15 protein-coding genes are annotated in these 16,941 nt (G+C 63.3%); 6 read left to right on the top strand and 9 right to left on the bottom strand.

Features of this window, described 5'->3' with window-relative positions; genetic code table 11:
• Complete coding sequence (locus tag OG716_RS23655; protein WP_405139865.1) at window positions 1–639, bottom strand: DUF6875 domain-containing protein; 639 nt, start codon at window positions 637–639, stop codon at window positions 1–3.
• Between the two features lie 23 nt (window positions 640–662).
• Entirely contained in the window at window positions 663–1,628 is a 966-nt protein-coding gene (locus OG716_RS23650; protein ID WP_405132947.1) for a TauD/TfdA dioxygenase family protein, read from the bottom strand.
• Between the two features lie 201 nt (window positions 1,629–1,829).
• Between OG716_RS23650 and OG716_RS23645 the strand changes: the two genes are divergently transcribed.
• A complete protein-coding gene (locus tag OG716_RS23645) occupies window positions 1,830–3,215 on the top strand; it encodes a tetratricopeptide repeat protein (RefSeq protein ID WP_405132946.1) in 1,386 nt (461 codons plus the stop codon).
• Window positions 3,216–3,753: 538 nt separating this feature from the next.
• Here OG716_RS23645 and OG716_RS23640 read toward each other — a convergent pair.
• Complete coding sequence (locus OG716_RS23640) at window positions 3,754–4,152, bottom strand: DUF6941 family protein (protein ID WP_405132945.1); 399 nt, start codon at window positions 4,150–4,152, stop codon at window positions 3,754–3,756.
• A gap of 121 nt (window positions 4,153–4,273) precedes the next feature.
• Between OG716_RS23640 and OG716_RS23635 the strand changes: the two genes are divergently transcribed.
• Window positions 4,274–4,531: a hypothetical protein gene (locus tag OG716_RS23635; RefSeq protein WP_405132944.1), complete on the top strand. Its 258-nt coding sequence runs from the start codon at window positions 4,274–4,276 to the stop codon at window positions 4,529–4,531.
• Window positions 4,532–4,576: 45 nt separating this feature from the next.
• On the opposite strand, the gene OG716_RS23630 is transcribed toward OG716_RS23635, so the two are convergent.
• Genes OG716_RS23630 through OG716_RS23615 form a run of 4 tightly spaced genes read right to left on the bottom strand, consistent with a single transcriptional unit; the run spans window position 4,577 to window position 7,384 of the window.
• The gene (locus OG716_RS23630; protein ID WP_405132943.1) at window positions 4,577–5,242 is read right to left on the bottom strand and encodes an AAA family ATPase; all 666 of its coding nucleotides are present in this window, start codon (window positions 5,240–5,242) and stop codon (window positions 4,577–4,579) included.
• Entirely contained in the window at window positions 5,239–5,868 is a 630-nt protein-coding gene (locus OG716_RS23625; RefSeq protein WP_405132942.1) for an exonuclease domain-containing protein, read from the bottom strand. The genes OG716_RS23630 and OG716_RS23625 overlap by 4 nt, the downstream gene beginning before the upstream one ends.
• The gene (locus tag OG716_RS23620; protein ID WP_405132941.1) at window positions 5,865–7,040 is read right to left on the bottom strand and encodes a radical SAM protein; all 1,176 of its coding nucleotides are present in this window, start codon (window positions 7,038–7,040) and stop codon (window positions 5,865–5,867) included. The genes OG716_RS23625 and OG716_RS23620 overlap by 4 nt, the downstream gene beginning before the upstream one ends.
• Entirely contained in the window at window positions 7,037–7,384 is a 348-nt protein-coding gene (locus OG716_RS23615; RefSeq protein ID WP_405132940.1) for a hypothetical protein, read from the bottom strand. The genes OG716_RS23620 and OG716_RS23615 overlap by 4 nt, the downstream gene beginning before the upstream one ends.
• A gap of 391 nt (window positions 7,385–7,775) precedes the next feature.
• Between OG716_RS23615 and OG716_RS23610 the strand changes: the two genes are divergently transcribed.
• From OG716_RS23610 to OG716_RS23595, 4 genes are all read left to right on the top strand, one after another.
• The gene (locus OG716_RS23610; RefSeq protein ID WP_405132939.1) at window positions 7,776–9,053 is read left to right on the top strand and encodes a helix-turn-helix domain-containing protein; all 1,278 of its coding nucleotides are present in this window, start codon (window positions 7,776–7,778) and stop codon (window positions 9,051–9,053) included.
• Window positions 9,054–9,065: 12 nt separating this feature from the next.
• Window positions 9,066–9,536 (top strand): SAM-dependent methyltransferase, encoded by a 471-nt coding sequence (locus OG716_RS23605; protein ID WP_405132938.1) that lies wholly within the window; start codon window positions 9,066–9,068, stop codon window positions 9,534–9,536.
• An 8-nt stretch (window positions 9,537–9,544) separates the two neighbouring features.
• Window positions 9,545–10,075: an NUDIX domain-containing protein gene (locus OG716_RS23600; protein ID WP_405132937.1), complete on the top strand. Its 531-nt coding sequence runs from the start codon at window positions 9,545–9,547 to the stop codon at window positions 10,073–10,075.
• 359 nt (window positions 10,076–10,434) lie between these two features.
• A complete protein-coding gene (locus tag OG716_RS23595) occupies window positions 10,435–10,896 on the top strand; it encodes an NUDIX domain-containing protein (RefSeq protein WP_405132936.1) in 462 nt (153 codons plus the stop codon).
• A 75-nt stretch (window positions 10,897–10,971) separates the two neighbouring features.
• Here OG716_RS23595 and OG716_RS23590 read toward each other — a convergent pair whose 3' ends face one another.
• Both OG716_RS23590 and mobF read right to left on the bottom strand, forming a co-directional pair.
• Complete coding sequence (locus OG716_RS23590; protein ID WP_405132935.1) at window positions 10,972–12,138, bottom strand: SMI1/KNR4 family protein; 1,167 nt, start codon at window positions 12,136–12,138, stop codon at window positions 10,972–10,974.
• Between the two features lie 79 nt (window positions 12,139–12,217).
• Window positions 12,218–16,846, bottom strand: a complete 4,629-nt coding sequence (gene mobF / locus OG716_RS23585) for a MobF family relaxase (protein ID WP_405132934.1) — start codon at window positions 16,844–16,846, stop codon at window positions 12,218–12,220.
• Window positions 16,847–16,941: the final 95 nt, after the last annotated feature.

Genomic DNA, 16,941 nt, shown 5'->3' with positions numbered 1-16,941 from the left:
TCAGTGCCCCATCGCTGCGAGAGTCCGCTGGACTCGGTCGACAACGGCCGCGGGGGCGCGGCCGCCGACATGCTTGAGGTAGTAGCCCAGCAGTTCCTCGCGCTGCTTGCCGGGCCGATCCAGAAACAAGAGATCGTGGACGGTCAGTGCGCGGACCGCGAACATCGGCACCGGCGACCGCATCACCGGAAACGCCGGATTATGCACGCTGCCAACGGAACTGGCCTGATGGAACTCGCCGAGCATCAATCCGCGCCGCACGAAATCTAGCCGAAGCAGCGCATGACCGCCGTCGATGAATTCCGAGGCGCCGGCGGGGTCGATATCCGGGAACACCGCCAGCAGCGCTCCACGCCGAAACGATTCGGCCTCATCGAACACTTCGGAGTACAGGTCGGCCAGTGCGGGGACGGTCTCGCTCGCCTCGTGCACCGTTGCCCGGTTTGTATGAGCCGCGATCAGCCGCACCATGTCCTGATCAATCGCCACACTCAGGCGTGGGCACACCGGCCCGGGCCGGTGCAGCCGTGAATCCGGTGCCAGGACGAAGTCCCCGATCCACCCGAGTACGGACCGATATTGGGGGAATCGCTCAAACAGTGTGTACGCGTTCGTGATATCGGTGAGCGAGCCCGTCACGAACGGAGCGTTGTCGGCGAGGCTCACCGGTCTGCGCTCCCGAACGGCCGACCGGTCACCGCATAGGAGGAGAACCCATCGGGGCCAGCGGGGATATCGCCGACGAGAGTGACGCGATGCAGAATGCGTGAGCCGTCGGAGGCGTTGACGTCGGCGGCGGCGATATGCGCGGTCGCCCGGTTGTCCCAGAACGCGACCGAACCCGGCGCCCACCGGAACCGCACGGTGTATTCAGGCCGGGTGATCTGCTCGTACAGCAGATCCAGCAGGCGGCGGCTCTCCACCCGGCTCATCCCGAGGATGTGGCTGGTACGCGATGGGTTGACGAACAATGCCTTCTCGTCGGTCTCGGGGTGCAGGCGAACAACCGGATGAACCGAGACCATCGCTCGCGCGTTCACCATCTCCATGATCGAGCTGTCGACCTCGTCGTACTCCGACATCTGGTAGCCCGCCCAGAACGTGTGCTCGGCCCGCAGATCATCGACCAGCCGCCGCAGCGGACCCGACAACCCGTCGTACGCCGCAACAAGATTCGTCCACTGCGTGTCACCGCCGAACGCCGGTGCGGTCTCCGAACGCAGGATCGATGCCATCGGAGGATTGACCGCATGGGTCATATCGGTGTGCCACCCGCCGCTCGCCGAGGTCCATCGGCTCCGGTAGTGCGCCTCGATATCGCGGCCGTACCGCTGAAGATCGACAGTCGGGGAAATGGTGCAGATCTCCGGGAACTCATCGAGCTCGCCCCCGCTCTGTGGGCGCGGGCGAAGTGTCAATTCGCCGAAACTCCGCCCGAACGCGACGTGTTCGGCGTGGCCGATCTTCTGATCGTGGAAGAACACCACCTTGTGCGCCAGGAGTGCTTCGCGGATCTCGGCGACGGTTTCGGGATCGAGGGGAACCGACAGATCAACTCCGTCGATATCCGCACCGATATGACCGGCTACCTGGGTCACGCTGATTCGCTGGTTTGCCTTCTGGCTCATGGGGAATCCTCCGTTCTCGGTTGGCGCGATCCGCGCCATGCGCTGCTATTTCCAAGCAGTTCGAGAACACCGCGAATGCGCCCGCAGCGGAACTGGTGCCCTTGGTGCCTTTGGAGCATTTGGAGCCCAACGCTCAGGTTTCGGCGCTAGAGTCACCCGCATCACACCGCCGAAAAGCTGCTGATCAGGAGGCGAGGCGAGGTGAACAATCCTCAACTGGCGGCATCACTGAGAGAGCTCGGATGGAGCCCGGAAACCCTGGCCCGCAGGCTTATTGACCACGCCGCCCTGAACGGACACTGTGAACTCCGCGTTCACGAGAAGACGCCGTACAAATGGATTCGGGGAAAGCGTCCCCGCGCGCCGTGGCCGGAGCTGATCGCCACCCTGCTGGCTGCGGAGTTGGACCGACCTCTCAGCCCAGAAACTCTGGGCTGGCCCGCTGCCCGCGGAGATGATCAGCCGCCGTTGTTGCCCGCCGACAGTGGACTGCAACTACCGTGGACAGCCGAAGGGGCCGCGCGCGCAATGCGGGCAGTTACGGAGGCTGATCCCATGGACCGGAGATCATTTCTCACCGTGATGGGGGCCGCGATGAGTGCCCCCGCTCACCAGTGGCTGCTGGCCGAGCCCGTCCCGTACCTCACTCGTTCGGGCAAGTCTCGGCGAGTCACTCTCAACGCCGTCGACGAACTCGACCTCATGAACGCCAGCCTGCGGCGACTCGACGACGGTGGAGGCGGTGACAGGCTCCTGCTGATGGTCCGCGCGCATGTGCGCCAGGTCGTACAACTGATCGACCACAGCAGCTACACCGATACCGTGGGACGACGGCTGCACAGCAACGCTGGTGAACTGTTGCGCTTGGCCGGCTGGCTGGCATTCGACGGTGGGCAGCACGCCGGCGCCCAGCGCTACTGGATGGCCGCACTGCGTGCTGCACACACCGCAGGCGATCGCGCATTGGCGGCCAACACCCTCGGCTTTATGAGTTGCCAGGCAAAAGACATCAAACAGCCGCTCGAAGCGGTCACTCTCGCCGAATCCGCCAGGGCCGGGTACCGCGGTGCCAGCCCACGTGTCTCGGCCATCCTGGCGCTGCGCGCGGCGGAAGCATATGCCACCAGCGGATCAGCAGACCGAACTCGCCGCGCCATCGATGACGCTTTCAGTAGCCTTGACTCACCGACGACGACGGCGCCGGACTGGAGCTACTGGCTCAATCCCGGACACGCACATGGCCAAGCCGGATTCTGCTACCTCAAACTCGGCGACTATTCCGCAGCGCGCAGGCACTTCCGTCAAGCATTGCGTCTGCAAGATCCAAACGCCGCCCGCGAAGGGGCCCTGCGCTACACCTTGCTCGCCACCACCTATGTGCGCCAAGCCGATCCCGACCTCGACCAGGCGTTTTCTCTCGCCGATCAGGCCGTCGCGATCCTCACCGACGACGTCAGCTCGAACCGCTGTGTCGGGCACCTGAACACTCTTCTTCGCGATCTGAACCCCCATAACCGCAGGCCCGCCGTCCGACGGCTCGCTGAGCAAGTCGAATCGCTTCGATCGGCGACGCTCGGCCGCAACTGACACCTCACGAGTGTCAGCCGATGAACCGCGGAGCGCCCAGAACTCGACGGAACCGTGTGACGGACTGGGCGCCATGCGAATTCGTGAAGTGAAAGCCACCTTGATGGCCGGATTTGCGAGGATGCCGTCCCCGCCGATGGGCCTGATCTGCATCATGGTGCTCTCAATTCGATGCGTGTCTTTATGTCCAGCCTGGCATTATCGACGCCACTGCACCTGCACGGTGAGCGGGAGCCGGATCTGGTGGCGGCCTGGCCGTCCTCGCCCCTCCGCCGGAGGCCGTGCCTCATCCGCCAATGAGCGCTGTGGGGTGCGCGGGGGCGGCCTTGCCTGGGAGGAGCGAGGAAAGCGAGACGCCCCGCTACGACCAGGCCGTGAGGCTGGGAGCGGGGCGTCCGCGAGGGCACGCGGCAGGAATAGCCGGGTTACTGCCCTCGGATCTATCGGGCGTTTACGTGGGAAGGAATGCACGCGACGCCGACGGCTCGACCTTATCGGCGACGATGCGACACTGCGGATTTGGAGTCAGAACGTGCGGTCATCCCTCAACGTGTAGAGCAATTGCTAGAGGCTCCTGCTCGCCGACGCTGAGGGTAAACGCGTACCGACCTTCGCTACCAAATCTGGCTAGGAACGGGCCGGAAATGTAGTTGTTCTCCCTGTTCGGCAGAGACATCGGCTGAACAGAAAAGTCGAACTCGGACACCTCCTCTTTTCCGTAGAGGACCGCCGTTGGTTCGCCACTTGGGCCGGTCACTGCTACATGAATGAGGGTGGGGCTGCCGAGATCGTCAGGCCCCCGCTGTAGCAAGACGACGAGGTGTACGACCGGAACAGGGCTGTGAAGCTCCACGGTATCGAGGACGCCGCCCCACACATCGAGCTTGCCTTCTGCCGTTCGGACGGACTCCGCAAAGAATGCTCCAACAATTCTCATGGCTGGCTCCTTGTCGTGTACGCGGGATATCGGAACGGGGTTTGCTTCTGGTACAGAGTGAGCGCGCTCTGGCAGGGCGGATAAACCGGCCAAGCAGCGATAGGACTCCTATTCTGCCCCTATGGCGGATGACGAGATTGAACGCCTTCGGGCCGAGATCGAAGCGGCCAAGTTGAGGGGCTTGCAGGACGATCGCGCCGAGATCCTGGAAGACCTCGATACCGCCGAGGGCGATGAGGTCACCTTCCTAGAAATCCAGCTGGCAGGTGTGGAGGAGCAGATCGCGGCCCTGCTCGACCGGCGGGGCCTGGTGATCCAGGAGGACATGAGGAAGCGGCCTCGTCCGGAGCCACCCGCATCGTCCGGTCAACTGTTCTGATCGTGAAACGGAAGGTCCCCGGCCGTGGCCGGGGACCTTCGAGTGTCAGGATGCGGGCGCAGCGGCCGCAGGCGGTGGGTCGTCGTTCCACGGGATCTTCAGGTCCGGGTCCGAGAGCCGCAGGCCGATGTACGCCATGGCATCGACAAGCGCTCGTTCATGGCTGGTGGAGGTCAGGGTGTCGTGCCCGATGCCGAGCCTGTTCATCACGCCTTCGATCCGCTGATCTGCCAGCGCACGGAATTTCAGATCGGTGTCACGAGGCTTGGTGTCCCCCAACGGCACTTCGGGGTCCAGCACTGTGCGCAGCACGAAGTCGTAGTGTCGGCTGTGACCGACGACCATGTCTTCCAGATGCTTGATGTGCTGGGGGTCGGGCACGCGATTGCGGTATTCCAGCGCGGCTTCGTAGTAGCCGAGGGCGTCGGGTACTCCTCGGTCGATCAGGACGACGTCGGCGTGAAGCCACGCCTCGAGCTCATTGCTGATCCCCCGCGTGATGATCCACGTAGTGGACGCCCAGGTGTGCCGGTCAAGTATCGGCAGGCCCGCTTTAAGCGCGTCGTATCCAAGGTCGGCGACGGTGGTGACCTCGATTCTGTTGCGCCGCAACCGCTCTTCCAGCCGCCGTAGGAACGTCGTCTTGCCGGTGGAATGGGTTCCCATCACCGCGACCGTCACCGGGCGAGTGACCTCGTTCGATTCGTTCACCACAGACCACCTTCGGGGTCGGGCGGTGAGACGAATTCCGGCAGGCCGCCGGCCTGTACAACTGCGTCCCAATCCATATCGGTGCCATGGACCAGACGGCAAAGCAGCTGCCACGCTGCCCAGGCGTCATACGCGGCGCGATGGTGCCCCTGTTCGGCCAACGCGCCGGTATCCAGCTGTGCGTGCTCTATGAGCTTGTCGAGTGCGTAGCTTTTCAGGCCGGGCCACAGCGACTTTGCCAGGCGCAGCGTGTCGAGCACCATCAGCGGCTTCCAGTCAGGCAGGTGCGTGGAAAGCACCCTCTGTTCGACGTTCGCGTTGTGCGCCACCAGAGTTCGGCCGAACATGACGCGTCCGATCGCCGGGGATACGTCCTCCCATTCCGGGCAATCGGCGACGTCCTTGTTGCTGATGCCGTGCACCTTGCGCGTGACGATCGGCGTGATCGGATTCTTCGGACGGATGAGCCAGGATCGGATCTCGTCAGGGCTGACCGCCGTCCCGGCTACCGGAATGATGGCGATCTCGATGATCTCGGGCGGGTTCTGACCGTTGCCCTCCACATCCACAACAGCGATGTCGTGGCCGCGCAAGGCGGCGGGGATCTCCGTATACGCGGCGGTCACAGCGTCTCCTTGGTCGCGGGCCAGCCGATGTCGGCGCGGCCGTGCTGATGAAGGTGGTGCGGCTTCTCGACGTCGTGCACCTGGTAACCCAGGTTGTGTTGCATGAGGTAGCGCGGCTGCTCGAACAGGCCGGCGACCACGATGGAGCGTTCGTTGATCTCGATGAGCTTGCCACCGAGCTGCCGGGCGAATTCGTCGACCTCCGCCTCGTTCGGTCGCTGCCAGGCCCCGGCGCAGCGTTGGAGCTGTGCGACCGGGCAGATGTCGCATAATTCGCGGATGCCGTAGTGGCCGTTGTAGTCAGCAACTCCGTGAGCGTAGGTCACCGCGCAGGACGTCTTTCGAAATAGCGGGGATCCGGTTTCGAATGTCTGTGCCGCCGTGAGTATCCGCTGCTCCAGGGTTTCCGGCATGATCTTGCGGCGCGGTCCCTCGTCGTACGGTGTGGGTAGGCCATGGTCTTCGAAGTACTGCTTGATCTGGTCCTTGTAGAACAGCCCAGTAAAGACGGTGGCGTGCGCGAAGTGGCTCAGTTCCAACCCACGCCGAAGATGCGCTTCGCTGTCGTTGAGCCCTGGCACAATCGGCCGCCAGTACAAGACGACCCGATAGTTCCGTGCGTGCTCGTAAGCGGTGCGGAGCGAGTCGGCGGCAATGGCCGAATCGAACGGCTCGATCTGGGCATGCTGGATACCTGAGTGGGTGACCAAGATCGTGAGCCGAATGTGCTTGAAGCTGTTGAGGATTACGCAGTCCTCCGGGGCGATCCGCCACCGCGTGATGACTAGGACGTGGTTGGTGAGTCCTTCCTCATCGAGTAGTCGCAGCATCTCGAATACATGCGGCTTCACCCGAGGGAGCATCGGGTCTGTGGCCCGATTCAGAAGTTGAATCGGGGTGATATGCGGCCGAAAGTACTTGTGCGCCAGGAGTCGTGCGGCGGCGGCTTCCTCGTCGATCAGGCGCCTCGGCACCTTCATTTCGAAGTTGCCGAACAGGTGACGCACGCAGTATCCGCAGTCGAGTGGGCAGCCGACGATCCAGTTCACGCTCAGGCCGGACTTGCGGTACTCGATGACGTCGGTCAGTTCGGGCTTGAGTTCGGCTTGCTGGCGGTAGGTGAGGATTGGAAGCGGTCGACCAATCACTACGCCTTCGATCGGGCTGGTCATTTGTTCGCCCCGTTCAGTTCGGGTAGCTCGCCGGTCGCTCTGCGCGCGTAGGTGGATTGCGGCTCGACGGTGATGACGTCGGCGATCTGCACGATCTGCGCCGGGATCTGCCGCGTCTCGAAGTGCTGTGGACCCGGCACGATGACCGCGTCGACCTTGAGATTCGCTACGACGTTCGCGAGCCGGTCCACGGGGTGGTCGGTGCGCGCACTGAACGCCACGGTCTTGAGCAGCGTGTAGCCCAATCGTGCTGCGAGATGGCGCATTCGCGTCTCGTCCCACTGCTGTTGAGGTCCGCTGATGTCGGTTCGGAGATATCCGATCGCAATCGGTTGAATTTTCATCACACGGCCTTCGGCAGCTGGTAGTCCCGATATTTTGGTGAACTGATGGAGAGTTGCCCGCGTGAGGTGATCCGCCACCGAACAGGACTCGATCCGGCCTGTTGTACGAGTCCAGCGTTCGAAAGATTTCTCAGCGCACGCCGCAGGGTCGCACCAGAGCGTTCGTTGCCAGTTGCGTTCAGCAGCTGCCGAAGAGTCTGGGCCGCTGCCGGTTTCGACACCCCCAGCATCCCGAGCACCGTTGCTTCCAATACCGTCAGAGCCATAGCTGCTGCCCTCCAGTCGCCTGTTCCGACTCCTTGCATTTCGTAATTCAGACAACCACCGCGCTATGCACCGGATCTATGAGTTGACGTCCACACCGTGTCCACAAACGGCTACATTCGACTCGATGGACAGTCACGACGCGATCGTCGGTGCACAACTCCGAGCGGCCCGGGATGCCGCCGGAGTACCGCTGTCCGAAGTGGCCGCTCAGCTTCTCCGAGGCAAGTCCTCGATCGCCTACTACGAGACCGGACGGAGTCCGGCGCCTGCCGATGTCATAGCGTGGTACCAACAGCGTTTTGGTGATATCCAAGACCCTGTAGCTACCTTGCTGAACCTCGGAAAGGCAGACGTGGAGAGACGCACCTTCCTGCATGTCGGATACTCCACAGCACTTAGCGCATCCGCGTTGCTCCCAGGGTGGCTCCGCAAATCAGCGCCCTCGACCGCAATCAAAATGGCCAGCATTCAGCGTGTGGGCGAAGACGACGTGGCTGCCGCACGGGATGTGATGTCCGTGTTTTCACGGCTGGATCAGAAGCTCGGCGGCGGGCATGGCCGGCGAGCAGTAGCGCAATACCTGACCGATGAAATCGCTGGCTATCTGAACGCGACCTTCACGAACGACACTGTGAAGCGTGACATGTTCTCGGCGGCTGGGGAACTGGCCTACCTCGCCGGATGGATGGCATTCGACAACGACGAACACGCAGTCGCACAACACTATTTCCTCGCATCCACCCAACTCAGCACTGAAGCAGCCGACGACTCGCTGACCGGTCACATACTGCGAGCGATGGCACACCAAGCGGTCGATCTCGGACACCTCGACCAAGGGTTGCAACTGGCGGAAGCATCAGTCAGCGGCAACCGGTACCAAGCCGCCTGCCCACGCGAGCGTGCACTGCTGAAGGTGGTGCACGCCAAGGCATTGAGCGCAGCCGGCCAACCTCGCGAGTCTGCGAAGGCACTGATCGAAGCCGAAAACAACCTGTCTGCCGCGTCAGCTACGGATGATGAGCCTAGCCGGGTATTCTTCTTCTCCGAGGCGAGCCTTGCTCACGAAACTGCTTGTGCACTACGTGATTCGGGCAACTTGACCGGCGCCGCTGACCAATTCAAGCTCAGCGTCGAAAAGCGCAAGGCAGCGTCGTTCAAACGCACTCATGCGGTCACGTTGGGCTATCTCGGTACCGTACAAGCGTGCCGTGGGGAGCTGGAGCAAGCCTGCGCCACATGGAAATCCGCGTTGGGCGAGATGAACACGGTTCGGTCTGGGCGGACCCGCAAGGTCGCCCGCGATATCCGATCAACGGTCGCACCGTACCTTCGCCAAGGAGTCGAAGGTATAGCCGAGATTGACCGATGGGCCGAGAACTACCTAGCCGCAAACAAGACATAGGGCAGAGGACTGATGGCAGACGAAACCTTTGACGTAGCACCGATCGCGCATGTCGTTGGTGGCCGTATCGAACCCACCGATGATCACTGGGGCGGAACCGAAGCCATCATCCGCATCGATGACAGCCGGTTCACTGAGGAATCCGTTCAGGGGTTGGAAGCGTTCAGCCACCTCGAGGTCGTGTTCCGGTTCCACCTGACCGATCAGTCCGATCTGCACTTCGGTGCACGCAGCGCACGGGACAACCCCGAATGGCCGAAGGTCGGGATTTTCGGGCATCGAAACATGCGGCGCGTCAACTGGCTTGGGGTATCGCGCACCAGGTTGTTGAGGGTAGATGGTTTGGATCTGCATGTAGCTGAGCTCGATGCCGTCGACGGCACCCCCGTGCTCGACATCAAGCCCTGGTTCGTTGAGTTCGGACCGCGTGGCGAAATCCGCCAAGCACCATGGTCGACTGAGATGCTGAAGGGCTACTTCTAGCAGATGTCATGAGCAATGTGGAACCCCCGCTGTACGAACGCGATCCCGCCGAATACCGCCGGCACCTCGCAGAGGGAAACCGGACTCAGCCGCGTAAACGGGTCGGCGCCGACGCGTTGGTGTTCGACCAGGCGGGGCGGATCCTGCTCGTCGATCCCTCCTATAAACCGCAGTGGGACATCCCCGGCGGAATGGCCGAAGCCAACGAACCGCCTGTCGATGCTGTCTGTCGTGAGCTGAGGGAGGAACTCGGTCTCGATCTGACCGGCCGTGCGCTTCCCCTGTTGTGCCTGGATTGGGTGGCCCCGCACGGGGTTTGGGACGACTCGCTGATGGTCATCTTCGACGGCGGCGAGCTCACCACCGAACAGATCTCAAGCCTCCACATCACTGACGAGGAGCTGGTCGCCTTCGAATTTTGTACCCTGGACCAGGCGCAGCAGCGCTTACGTCCCTACTGGGATCGTGTTGATGCGGCCCTACGTGCCCACGAGAACGGGCGGACCGCGTACCTCCACGACGGGCGCGCCCGCCAATAGAACGGTCTGCGCGGGGTTGCACGCGGATCCGAGATGACTTGGCGGACTTGTGGAACCGTCTCGTATGTGGGCCACGCTCTCTCAGAGGGTGCTCTAGGACTGCGGAGAATGGTGGGAAGTCTGTGCAGCTCAGCAAGTTGCGCGGTGACCGTTGACAAATAGGTCGTAACGCCGACCAGCAATTTCTATCAACCACTCCCGGTTAACGACCGGGCCAGGGGAACATCGCAGGGGGTCGGCGCGCGGCCGGGCCAGCAAGGCGGGACAAAGGGTCCTTGAAAGGTGGATGGCGAGTTTGAACGCGGTCGGCAAGTCTACCGGAGTTCGTGCCAGGCACCCGAGCCTGAGGGAGGTTTGTGGTGACCAATTCCGTGAAGAAGATTGTGAAGCACCCCAGGGTGGTTCGAGACAGAGTGCTCGTCTACATCGTGCGTGAGGGTGCGCTCCTCGTCTTCCGTCATGTGGAATATGCGTGGGAGCAAGTGGGGATCCAAGTGCCCGCAGGAAGCATCCGGTCCGGCGAAGCCCCCGAAGACGCCGCACTACGCGAGGCACGCGAGGAAACTGGCCTGACCGAGTTCACGATCGTACGCAGGCTCGGCGAGACCGAATACGACATCAGCCCATACCGATTCGAGATCCAACGCCGTCACTTCTTCGAGCTCGCACTGCACGGCGAAGTGCCTGATCGCTGGTTCAGCCAGGAAGACCACGACGGCCAGGGTGAACCAACCCGGTTCGAGTGCTTCTGGATTCCGTTGGAAGCCGCGCATGTCCTGCAGTCCGGGCAGGGTGCGCTACTCGGTCGGCTCTATGACTGAGTGCGGCCTGGCTAGTGCGGCAGCGATCAGCCGTCGACGTGCGCTCAAGAACGGATTGCTCCAATTCCATGGATCTCATTCGCTGTCTGATTCATGGTTCGCGAGGCCCAGGCCCCGGAGGTGATCGCAGATGGTCAGCAAGTGCTCGCGGACGGTTCCGTACGAGATGGCGTAGGCGGGGAAGGCTCCGGGGATGAAGGCATCGTCGAGCAGTTCGCGGACCTTGCCGGTGCGGGTGTCGATTCCGTAGACGCGCCCGTCGTACACAGAGAACGGGACGATAGGTAGCTCGAGTATGCGTTCGAGGACAAGAGGTTTCGGAGGTGGGGGTCGTTCCCCTTCGCGGGCCGCTTCCTCTGCGAGGTCACCGAAGTAGTCGTTTTCGATGGTTTGGGCGCGGGTGAGGGCGTTGTGCCAGTGGGTGCCTTCGCGGATGTCATCGACGGACAGGACGTGGCCGAGCATCGGTTCCGGGGTGCAGAGTCCGTCGGTGATCGACAGTAGTTCTCGATGTTCGGGATGCAAGGCGCCAGCGAGGTCGGCATCGAGTTCGTCGAGGGAGGCGCGGGCCGCGCCGGGGTTGGGCCGCACGGGTTGGCTGGGGTACGCGGCGTCGCTCAGGTCGATGATCCTGTTGATGATGTCAGTGAATCTGGGCGGATCGATGCGGATGTCGCGTCCCCAAGTCTCCGAATGGGGCCCGAGCACCGCCTGATCGGTGAAATAGACGATCTGGCGTAGCTCTGCCAGCAGATAGGAGTACAGGTCTGGCCAGATGCCGCCCCAGTCGACGTAAAGGGAGAAAATGGATCCGGCCGGCCCTTGGGCGGTGTCACGCAGGAGCATGCACAGGCGGTCGGCGATAGGCAGGTAGCTGCTGGCGTAGTCGTCGGGTATCGCGAGATTTCGTGCGGTTTCGGGTCCGATGTCATCGACGAACCAGTGCAGCGATTCGACCGCTTCGTCCCATCGTGGCCCGATGCCCAGATCACCGGTTCCAAGAAGGTCACTGAAGAAGTCGTATCGGTCCCAGCCGTTGGCGATCGACAGGAATTCGCGATACTGCGGGTCCAATCGGAAACCGAGCCGGTTCTCGGCGTCGCGAAGCTGTTGCTCGGTGGCTCCGGCTGCCGGTTGTATCAGCGGATGCCGCTCCGGATCAGCGGCGGCGCGGCGGCGGTGTTGCTCGAGCAGGTCATCGAGTATTTGGCGCCAGACCTCATCCCCAGCGGGTTCACCCATGGTGCCTCCTCGCTCGCACGAACCTCACCTCAATCCCATTGTGGCAATTTCTCTGCAAACTTCAATGGGATCGGTGACATCACATGCCGCGGCGATGTGGTCGCCGGGGTCTACCGGGTGAGGCGGGTTTGATGCGACGGCGCGCGGCTGCGGCGGTCTTTCGGGGGGCCGGTGAACGTGGTGCGGGGGCGGCCGGGGGTGTGGTCGGGGCTGGGGGTGTGGTCGCGGATGCTGTGGCTGGGGTGTGGTGAGGCGATTGTGCGTTGTCGATTCGTGTGCGGAGTTCGCTGGCGAAGTCGGCGAGTTGTTCGTCGCGGCCGGGGTAGTCGGGGATCGGCCTGAACTGGCCGGGGTAGGGGCTGTCGGTGAGGGCACGGAATACGGCTGTGTGGGTGGGTTCGGAGTGGGGTAGATGGTGGTGGATCCATAGGTCGGCGCGGTCGCGTAGCTCGCGTGCGGGGTCGCCGGCGAGGAGCAGGGAAGCGCCCAGGTCGTTGTAGTTGTCGGTGGTGATGGCTGCGATCAATGTGGTGGTATCGAGCTGGTGGGCGTCGGCGAGGGCGATGGTGTCCAGCAAGGCATTCCAGTGTCGGGAGTTGACCGCTAGCCGGTACAGCACCGCAGGCATCGCGCGATAGAGAGTCCGATCGGTGTGGGCGTCGGCGAGTTCTTTCACATAGTCGTGGTAGTCCGAATGCATGCGCGCCAGTCGTTCCGCGCTGACTGAGGGAGGCCAGCGATCGGCACTGGCTTCCGGTAGGGGCCCGGGTTCGGTGGTGAGGGTTTCAACGGCATTGAGCCGTGCGATGAACGCAAGTGGGTCATAACTAGTTGTTGCAGTGAGAGTTTCGGCATGCCAGACAACGCTACTGGGAAGATCCGGGCGCTGGATTTCATCAGCGTTCGGGAGATTGTCGGGCGAGGCAGGCGGCACATTCTGACGATTTTCGGTGTCGGGGAGGGCGGTGTCGGCGTTCGGGCCGAGGAGCCTTCGCCGAAGTTCGTGTGCGTAATTGAGCAGTGCGGCGTCCATGCCGCGCCACGGTGTGGGCACCGGCAGGAAAGAGCTTGGGTAGGGGGCATCGCGCAAGGCGCGGAAGCGTTTTGCTGCAGGCGTGGTCAGGATCGGCAAAGTGTTGAGTTGTGCGATGAGGTTCGTGATAGCGGAAAAGTCTGTCGTGGTGAGGGTTTCGACAGGGGTAATGGTGATCGGGTTGGGGATGGGGGAGAGTCGTTGTTGGATCCAGCGGTCGGCGCGGGAGCGTAGTACGGCGGCGGTGTCGCGGGCGGTGACCAGTGATTCGCCGAGGTCTTCGAGGTTGTTGGTAGCGATGGCGGTGACGAGTGCGCCGGTGTCGAGGTGGTGGGCGTCGGCGAGTGCGATGGTGTCGAGCAGATCCTGGTAGTTCGGCGAGTTTTTGGCCTCGTGGAGGAAGAGTGCGGGGAGTGCTCGGCCCAGTAGATGCTCGGCGCGGGCATCGGCCAGGAGTTGGTAGGCGTGCTGGTAGTTGACGCGAATGCGGTGGTCGGCGGCGGTTTGTTCTTGGCGCATGATGTCGGTCGCGGAGCGGTTGTCGTCCTCGCGTGCCAGGACACGAGCGAAGCAGCGGAAGGGTTCCCCCGGGTCGTCTGGTTGTTGGTCGCCGGAGAGGTCGATGAGGGCGTCGGTGGCGAGGAAGACCTGATTGAGGTCGGTGCCGCGGGTGAGTCCGACGTAGGCGAGGGCGCGGCCGAGGGTGTCGTTGAGCAGGGTGTATGCGTGGCGGACGGTGATGCCTTGGGAGCGGTGGATGGTCGAGGCGTAACCGAGTTCGACCTGTTGGGTCACATAGTCCGGTGGCAGGGTGACATGCCCGCGGTGGTCGATTCCGGTGAGGGTGATCGACCCGTCGGTGTGGATGGCATGGATATACCAGAGGTCGCCGTTATCGACCTGGGTGTTATGGCGACGCCCACCGAGAACTTTCAGGAACGGGTTGTTGAGGCGGGTGACGACGGTGTCACCGAGGTACCCGGTGTGCCGGTCCGACAACAGGATTGCTCCGCTGTCGGCGCGGACGCGACCGGCGGCGAGGTGGCTTGTTTGGGCGGCGGCATTGAGTGCTGCGACGTCGAGAAGGGTCGCGGCGATCATGACCGAGGAGATCCCGGCGTCGGCATCGGCGAGGTGCCGCGACAGGATCTCTGCGCGAAGTTGGTCGCTGAGGCCGTGGGTGACGCGGCCGTGACCGTCGTAGAACTCCCACGCCTTTTTTGCGTTTCCTGCCCGCACGGCCAGGGTTGCTTCGGCCTCTTCCGGGTCGGTAAAGCGCACCAGTTCCGAGAGTGCGGGTGAATGGTTGTCACGGGCGATCGTGCGAATGATGCCGCCGGATTCGACGGCGGAGAGTTGTTCGGGATCGCCGATGCCCCGGATGATGGCGCCGTGGGTATCGGCGAGGGCGAGCAGGGCATCGAGGTCGAAGGTGGCGGCCATGGCGGCCTCGTCGACGAGCAGCATCGCCCCGGGCGTGATCCCGGTCGGGACACCGTGGTCGGCTTGGGCGAAGAGTTTATGGATGGTCCGTGCCGGCACACCGAGACTGGCCGAGAGCTGACGGGCTGCCGACGCCGAGGGTGCCAGGGCGATGACATCCCTCCCGCTCTCGCGCCAGGTGGCGGCGACGGCCGCCATGGCCGTGGTTTTGCCACTGCCGGCGGGTCCGATCGCGACCGCGAATTTCGTTGCGGCCGTGCACAGATACTGCGCGATGGCACGCTGCCCGGGATTGAGAAGACGTCCACCACCGCGTTGGATTCGCGTGATGGCCGCGTCGACTTTTCGGGCGGAAACGGTGACGGCGCTCGGGGTGCGGGCGGCATCCAGGAGTCGGGTTTCCGCATCCAGGACAGCACGGCTGGTCCAGCGGGCAGTGCCGGTGGCGGTGAAGATGCTTTCCCCCGAAGCGCGGGCCATGACGGCGGGAACCGGATCCGGGTCGATGCTCAGGAGAATCGAATGGTGATCCCGCACAGCGACGGTGATCGCTTCCACGGCCGCGCGGTGCGCGGCGTCGCTGACGAAATCACACAGCCCGACACGGTCTTCGACGGCGGAACGGATATTGGCTTCGGTCCAGGTGGCGCGGCGCCGTCCCACCGTGTCCGTGACCTCCACCGCGATCCCCGCCGGGTCGTAAATTGTGCGGCGCCGTGCGAGACATATGGCGTCGATGCGGTCGAGCAGCGACTCCTCCGGGTCGGATGCAAACCGCACCGACAATGTTCGGGCGGCGCCTGCGGTGGCCTGGGGTGTGCTGAATTGGAATCGGCCGAGTTGGTTAGTGATTGCTTGCTGCAGCTGTAGTGGTGTGGCAGTGAGCAGTTCGGCGACACCACCGAGCCCGACACCGATCTCGACAATGGCGTCGTCGGGATCGAACGGTCGGGGTGCGTCGGGATGGTTGTGAGCCCACAACAGGTCATCGACGAACTGCTGCCCACCGCGCCCGCGGCCGAACGCACAGCGGAACCGGGCATCCCATTCGCCGATCATCTGCCGCAACGCCTTCGGTAATGGTTTGCCCGCACGGGTTTGCAGAGTGGCCTGCTGAGCGAGCTTGTACTGGGTGACCTTGCTCGGGGTGCGCCCGTGGCTGGCGCGGTAGTCGGCGACGAGGTCCTCGAAGCGCACGAGAATGTCCTCACGGCGGGAGAATTCGGCGACCATCTCCTCGCCGACACCGACCACTTCCAGGACAGGTTGCTTGCCTCGGCTGCGGGTGCGTTCCTCGAACCGTAACCCCATGCGCCGCTTCAATTTTCCCACGATGGTCGCGTTGTAGCGGCACGAGAGCGACACCGCCGCCGCGTACAACGCGCGCGCATCCAGCGCCGACCACTTGCCGTCGGAGCCGAGAACCTTTCCTGAAATCACTGCGTGGGTGTGGGGATTCATGTCCCCGGCGCGGTTGTCGTAGTGGGTGAATGCGGCGATGATCAGCCCTGTCGCATCGATCTGTCTGACCCCGTTCGTGCCGCGGCGGGTCACCGCGTACCGGGATTCGGCGAATTCCAGGACCTCCCGCACGGCCTCGAGGTGGCATTGCCAGATCTCGCGGCGCACCGCATCCGAGCCCAGGCCCCACAGGATGCTGATGGACTTCTGCGGGGTGAACACACAATCGAACCCGGCCACCGCCTTGCGGGTTTCGGCTTTCTCGGCGGCGAGTGCCTGGTCGATCTCGGCGCGCCGGGGGGCGCGGCCGAGCACGCTGGTGAGGTGTTCTCGGGCGGCATCGGTGCGCAGGATCGTGCGCTCGTCCCAGTCCGGGCGCCGCCGCCATGCGAAAGTGAACTCGGCCAATTTGCGGTCGAGAATGTCGCGAATCGGTGAGGGTTCAGTGGAGAATTCGTAGAACATTCGCCCGATCTGCGCGGCCTCGACAGCCTGCTTCACGGTCTTTCCGTCTGCTATTGCAGCGGCGATGATGGTATCGGCGTCCGGATTCAAACCCTCACCGAATAACGCCTTCATCTGCGCCTCGGTCACCATTCCCGACAGGCCGAGTTCGGTCGCGCCCCGGCCCATCCATATTCCGGGCGGAGTGCCGTGCTCGGTGTAATAGTCGGTGAGGTCACGGGTGCGGTCGCGCAGACGGTCACCGCTGGCCACTTGGCTGGTCAGGTACTCGTATCCGTCTCCGGCGTGTAAGCGGTGAAGGGTCATCACCTCTTCGAAAGTAGCGCGAAAAACCTCACTGCATTAGACATTACCCGTGAGTAGCATTGGAAATGCAAGAGGTGTGACGGAAGAAGGAAGAG

The organism is Nocardia sp. NBC_01388, assembly GCF_045040085.1.
Lineage (GTDB): Bacteria > Actinomycetota > Actinomycetes > Mycobacteriales > Mycobacteriaceae > Nocardia.
This window is presented reverse-complemented; position numbering and strand designations above follow the sequence as displayed.

Bases quoted from the DNA above. Each gene is read 5' to 3' on its own strand.
- OG716_RS23650 (WP_405132947.1), bottom strand. From the start codon at position 1,628: ATGAGCCAGAAGGCAAACCAGCGAATCAGCGTGACCCAGGTAGCCGGT.
- OG716_RS23640 (WP_405132945.1), bottom strand. From the start codon at position 4,152: ATGAGAATTGTTGGAGCATTCTTTGCGGAGTCCGTCCGAACGGCAGAA.
- OG716_RS23635 (WP_405132944.1), top strand. From the start codon at position 4,274: ATGGCGGATGACGAGATTGAACGCCTTCGGGCCGAGATCGAAGCGGCC.
- OG716_RS23620 (WP_405132941.1), bottom strand. From the start codon at position 7,040: ATGACCAGCCCGATCGAAGGCGTAGTGATTGGTCGACCGCTTCCAATC.
- OG716_RS23615 (WP_405132940.1), bottom strand. From the start codon at position 7,384: ATGAAAATTCAACCGATTGCGATCGGATATCTCCGAACCGACATCAGC.
- OG716_RS23610 (WP_405132939.1), top strand. From the start codon at position 7,776: ATGGACAGTCACGACGCGATCGTCGGTGCACAACTCCGAGCGGCCCGG.
- OG716_RS23605 (WP_405132938.1), top strand. From the start codon at position 9,066: ATGGCAGACGAAACCTTTGACGTAGCACCGATCGCGCATGTCGTTGGT.
- OG716_RS23600 (WP_405132937.1), top strand. From the start codon at position 9,545: ATGAGCAATGTGGAACCCCCGCTGTACGAACGCGATCCCGCCGAATAC.
- OG716_RS23590 (WP_405132935.1), bottom strand. From the start codon at position 12,138: ATGGGTGAACCCGCTGGGGATGAGGTCTGGCGCCAAATACTCGATGAC.
- mobF (WP_405132934.1), bottom strand. From the start codon at position 16,846: ATGACCCTTCACCGCTTACACGCCGGAGACGGATACGAGTACCTGACC.